The sequence below is a fragment of the Salinivibrio sp. IB282 genome, from assembly GCF_001995685.1.
In the GTDB taxonomy this organism is placed as follows: domain Bacteria; phylum Pseudomonadota; class Gammaproteobacteria; order Enterobacterales; family Vibrionaceae; genus Salinivibrio; species Salinivibrio kushneri.
The window spans coordinates 1-1310 of the sequence record NZ_MUET01000152.1 but is presented as its reverse complement, the minus strand read 5'-3'; the positions used below and the strand labels follow the sequence as shown (position 1 = coordinate 1310).

The window sequence follows — 1310 nt, the reverse complement described above, 5'->3', positions numbered from 1 at the left end:
TACACCACCACCGTGGATGAAAACGGCGAGTGGAGCGTGGACGTGGCCGGCAGCGACCTGGCGGCGGACACCGAGTTCGAGGTGGTCGTGAGCTCGTCGGATGACGCGGGCAATACGGTAGAGAGCACTGGCTCATCAGAGCATACGGTGAATACCCAAGCTGGTAGCATCAGCATTGCCGATATCACTGGGGACAACCAGATTAATRCTAATGAAGCTGATAATGTGACCATCAGTGGTAGTACGAATGGTATTGAGGACAACCAAACCGTGACTATCACTGTAGATGGTACTGAAGTGGGGACTGCGACAGTTACCGACGGTGAGTGGAGCTTGGAAGGTGTAGATCTAAGCGATTTTGCCGATGGCGACATCACCGTGGTTGCATCCGTGACGGACAGCGCGGGCAACTCAGCGAGCGACACAGAAACCGCGACGCTGGATACGGCGGCCCCAGGCGAAGGTGGCGATAGCAGCAACCGCATCGCGTTCGACGATGCCGATAACCTGATCAACGAGAGCGAACAAACCGCCGTGACCTTCAGCGGCACGGTGGAAGACGGTGCGGCGATAGACAGCATCGTGATCACCGACGGCCAGGGTGGCAGCGTCACCGTGGATGCGAACGACACCAGCGTGAGCGGCAACGATGTCAGCGTGGACGCCCAAGACCTGAGCAGCCTGGCCGATGGCGAGTTGACGGTGACCATGACGGTGACCGATGAAGCCGGMAACCAGGGCAGCGTGGATGACACCGCGACGTTGGATACGGCGGCCCCAGACACCGGTGATGGCAGCAACAGCATCGCGTTCGACGATGGCCTGATCAACGACAGCGAACAAAGCGACGTCACGTTCASCGGCACGGTGGAAGACGGTGCGGCGATAGACAGCATCGTGATCACTGACACTGACGGTAGCAGCATCACTGTGGCGGAAGGCGATATCAGTACCGACACAGACGGTAATGTCACYGTGATCGGCCAAGACGTCAGCRTCCTGGCCGACGGCGATCTGACCGTGACCATGACGGTGACCGATGAAGCCGGAAACCAGGGCAGCGTGGATGACACCGCGACGTTGGATACGGCGGCCCCAGACACCGGTGATGGCAGCAACAGCATCGCGTTCGACGATGGCCTGATCAACGACAGCGAACAAAGCGACGTCACGTTCACCGGCACGGTGGAAGATGACGCGACCCTCAACAGCATCGTGATCACCGACGGCCAGGGTGGCAGCGTCACCGTGGACGCGAACGACATCACCGTGAGCGGCAACGATGTCAGCGTGGCCGGCCAAGACCTGAG

Annotated in this window: 1 pseudogene; it reads left to right on the top strand. The window is 59.8% G+C overall.

Features of this window, described 5'->3' with window-relative positions:
• Positions 1-87: 87 nt before the first annotated feature.
• Positions 88-1310, top strand: a pseudogene (locus BZG14_RS15310) (Ig-like domain repeat protein); the annotation flags it as partial.